Source organism: Methylomonas koyamae, assembly GCF_006483455.1.
Classification (GTDB): Bacteria; Pseudomonadota; Gammaproteobacteria; order Methylococcales; family Methylomonadaceae; genus Methylomonas; species Methylomonas koyamae_B.
This window is the reverse complement of record NZ_PPPU01000032.1, coordinates 1-3,480: the sequence shown is the minus strand read 5'-3', so window position 1 is coordinate 3,480 and position 3,480 is coordinate 1. Positions and strand designations below refer to the sequence as shown.

Sequence of the window (3,480 nt, the reverse complement as noted above, 5' to 3'; positions counted from 1 at the left end):
TTGCGCCTTACGGCCTTGGAGTTTCGCGGCATGAAAAACCCAATAAATTGTGGTAATGCAAGATCTGATCTCCCTCAATATTGAGAATACATATGATTAAAAAAATATTCATTATTATTTGTTTGACTGTTTCAATTTATTTTATTAGCGTCTTCGCTCGCGCTTATAACTCTGAAAGAATTGCGGAAAATTATATTAAAGAAGCTCTTTTTGATTTTGCCAATCCGTGGAGAGTTGAGAGTTTGAATAAAAGAGCATCATGGTGGCTAATAAATAAATCCGACTTATCTCCTGATGACATTTGTCGTTTAGCAAACGTAGACTTAGGAAATATTATTAAAATTATTAAAAACCCGGAATGTAATCTTCAACAGGGTTTCGATAAGTTTTCAGCAGAAAAACATACATATGCTTTGTGCTCAACGATCGTTAAATTCGAAAAAAACAGTGTTGATATTAAAATAAGGTTAATTGATGAAAACGGAGGTTGGAAAGCGGGGGACTGGAAAATAAATGACTTCATGTCAATCAATAAAGTTAAGGAATAATTTATGTCAAAACTATCTATAAAAACCACGTCTGTTGATCAGCAAAATGGATTGATAGACGCTTTGCAAAAAGGGGCTACACAGGTTCCAAACACTTATGATGTAGTTCAGTCCGCAGATAACACTGTTGATATCTATCTGCATGAAGACACCGATGCGGCAATTGAATTACTTGTCAGAATATTGGCTGCGAATCCCATATATCTTGGTACAGGAGTCATAGCTGAACAACCGTTGGCGGAAGGTATTAAGAGAGCTGCAAAATTAATATCAGGTCGACAAGCACAATTAGATGCTGCAATTGACGCGCAAGTTGGTGGCAATTTCACCTCCGCCACCAGCCTGCCGCGACCGCCTCGACCGCATTCCCGCCATTCTCAAACGTTTTCGGCAGTCGGTTCTTGCTGCGGCGATTTCTGGCACCTTGAGTGAGGATTGGCGTAACGATCACAATCTTATGAATAACCAATGGACAGAACTGTCGTTGGATAAAGTCTGTAAAAAAATTACCGATGGCGAACACACTAGCCCGAAAACTACGCCATCAGGTGTTCCACTGATTTCAGCAAAGGATGTCAGAGAATGGGGCGTCGATTTCTCGGACACCAAATTTGTTCCAACTGAGTTTTCTGCCATTTCTCGTCGTCGTTGCAATCCAGAGATTGGAGATGTATTAGTTGTAAGTCGTGGTGCAACAGTCGGTCGGGCGTGTTTTATTAGAACGGACACTGAGTTTTGCCTAATGGGAAGCGTCCTACTCTTTAAACCTGACTATCAGTTTGTTAGTCCAAATTATCTAGCAACGTTTCTTCAAAGTCCTCTTGGTATAGATAAACTCACGACAGCGTCAGGGGCATCAGCGCAATCGGCGATTTACATTCGAGACACTAAAAAATTAATGATTTCTGTACCACCCAAGGACGAGCAAACCGAAATCGTCCGCCGCGTCGAATCATTATTCGCCTACGCCGACCGCCTCGAATCCCGCTATAACGCCGCCCGCGCCCAAGTCGAAAAACTCACCCCGGCACTGCTCGCCAAAGCCTTTCGCGGCGAACTGGTCCCGCAAGACCCCAACGACGAACCAGCCAATGAATTGCTGGCGCGGATTGCTGCCAGCAAATCGGCAGAGCAACCTAAAGCGCGTGCTGGCAAAAGACAGCGTAAACCTGCATAAATAGGCGGCGGTAGCGTTTATACGTGGGTGTTTGAGTATGAAATGTTTGAGAGTCTATTGATGTTGGACCAAGTCGACGCCTTTTTCTCGCTACTGGATAGATACCGGAATTTCCGTTCGAAGAAACCCCGTGTGGATTCAATCGCCAACCGCTTCGTGCTGCTGTTTGAAAAACACGGGATACACCGGAATCAGATTCCCAGATTTTTCGGTCACGGCCTTACGCTGGCTGACGTTTCCGACGACGACAAATTACTGAATAAATTAGACACGGAAATATTAAACGCTGCCTCCGAGTTATTCGCAGTTCGTCTGGAATGGTTGGAAGGCGTCGATGGGATAATTTATAAAACGCACGATTTCTATAAGAAGCCGGAAGCCTATCGAGCGTTTTTGGCAAACATTGCTGCTGATAGAGAGCGCCTGATCTTTGCCGAGTTAGTCTGGTCCAACGATGCACGCTGCCAGGAAGATGCATTGCTGATTTTGAAAGAACCCATTACCGAACATGGCAATCAATCGGTGGAACGTTACCATCTGTGCAGTAATTGGAGCAGCAAATACTGGAAATCGCGAGCGGATTTAGCCGCGTGCATTGCTATGACGGAGAAACAGCCGCACGTCTTTTTGAAAGGCAATAAAACGGCAGGCGATATTACCGATTTTTCCCAGGGTAAACGCTTTGTCACCGACTTGGATGAATTGCCCTACGCTTACCAGCGCGACTGGTTATTCCGAAAACGTTACCAACCCTGGGAGCCGGACCAGTGGTTATATGACCCTGACGCCTACCTGGAAGGCATCGACGAGGGCGATTTTGGCAAAGCGGCTGCCTTATCGAACTGGTTGGCTCATTACGAACGTGGTTATATGCAAACCGGCCATCCTCGAAAATCCGCAAGAATGGAATTCATGGCAGCATTAGAAAAATATAAGAATAAAGGTTAATCATGAGAGCCACGGAAGCCAATCTCCTCAAATTCTTACGGAAATCACCCCAGTTCGTCATTCCTATCTATCAGCGCAATTACTCCTGGACCGATACCCGGTGTCGGCAATATGGGTTGATTTGCTGCGGGCCGGTTGAGACGAAACCGTGAACGCGCATTTTATTGGTTCGATTGTCTATGTTGAACGCGGCTTGAGCAATGTGGTGCAACAGGAAGCCTTATTGGTCATCAACGGTCAGCAAAGGTTAACCTAGTGACGATAATTAGCCCTACAGACGAGTAACTTTAATTAAATGTCAGAAGTTTTTTGATCCGTTTTAAAACCAAGTAAAAGCAAATTAATCTACCAGCAAGTAGTCATAAATTAAGCGAGTTTTTAGTTCGCTTTGAATTCTACACTTTGATTTTTTCGCTTGAGGTACAAAACAGCATGCAAAACGACCAAGAATATGAGCTACAACTTTGAAAAGCCATTTGAATACTAGCGGGGGCAGTCTTAAGTTGATCGAAAGGCATCGACGATCTGGAATTGTTGTCCTGTACAAGTTCTGAGAATCGATAGTCGAAAGTTGTCTCAACGAAAGTTTAAATATTGAATCTTTTTCGGCTGTCTAGGACAGGAGGGCGAAGGTCGAATCTTGCTAAGTGACAACAATAGACTTTAAGTGCGTGGCACGGTTAGGGCACATCCAGGGCACAGAGCCAAAAATGCGGTTTGGGGGAAGATGTCAAAATGGCGCGCCCGAGAGGATTCGAACCTCTGGCCTCAGCCTCCGGAGGGCTGCGCTCTATCCAGCTGAGCTAC

At 44.7% G+C, this 3,480-nt stretch carries 4 protein-coding genes; all 4 read left to right on the top strand.

Features of this window, described 5'->3' with window-relative positions:
- Nucleotides 1-92: 92 nt before the first annotated feature.
- The 4 genes from C2U68_RS16685 to C2U68_RS16675 are packed head-to-tail and all read left to right on the top strand — an operon-like array spanning nucleotide 93 to nucleotide 2,673.
- The gene (locus tag C2U68_RS16685) at nucleotides 93-548 is read left to right on the top strand and encodes a hypothetical protein (RefSeq protein ID WP_140913602.1); all 456 of its coding nucleotides are present in this window, start codon (nucleotides 93-95) and stop codon (nucleotides 546-548) included.
- A 3-nt stretch (nucleotides 549-551) separates the two neighbouring features.
- A complete protein-coding gene (locus C2U68_RS21290; protein WP_186289648.1) occupies nucleotides 552-980 on the top strand; it encodes a hypothetical protein in 429 nt (142 codons plus the stop codon).
- Between the two features lie 25 nt (nucleotides 981-1,005).
- Nucleotides 1,006-1,725: a restriction endonuclease subunit S gene (locus C2U68_RS16680; RefSeq protein ID WP_186289647.1), complete on the top strand. Its 720-nt coding sequence runs from the start codon at nucleotides 1,006-1,008 to the stop codon at nucleotides 1,723-1,725.
- A 60-nt stretch (nucleotides 1,726-1,785) separates the two neighbouring features.
- On the top strand, nucleotides 1,786-2,673 hold the full coding sequence (locus C2U68_RS16675; protein ID WP_140913600.1) for a hypothetical protein: 888 nt from the start codon (nucleotides 1,786-1,788) through the stop codon (nucleotides 2,671-2,673).
- The last annotated feature ends 807 nt before the right edge of the window (nucleotides 2,674-3,480 follow it).

Bases quoted from the DNA above. Each gene is read 5' to 3' on its own strand.
- C2U68_RS16685 (WP_140913602.1), top strand. From the start codon at position 93: ATGATTAAAAAAATATTCATTATTATTTGTTTGACTGTTTCAATTTAT.
- C2U68_RS21290 (WP_186289648.1), top strand. From the start codon at position 552: ATGTCAAAACTATCTATAAAAACCACGTCTGTTGATCAGCAAAATGGA.
- C2U68_RS16680 (WP_186289647.1), top strand. From the start codon at position 1,006: ATGAATAACCAATGGACAGAACTGTCGTTGGATAAAGTCTGTAAAAAA.
- C2U68_RS16675 (WP_140913600.1), top strand. From the start codon at position 1,786: ATGTTGGACCAAGTCGACGCCTTTTTCTCGCTACTGGATAGATACCGG.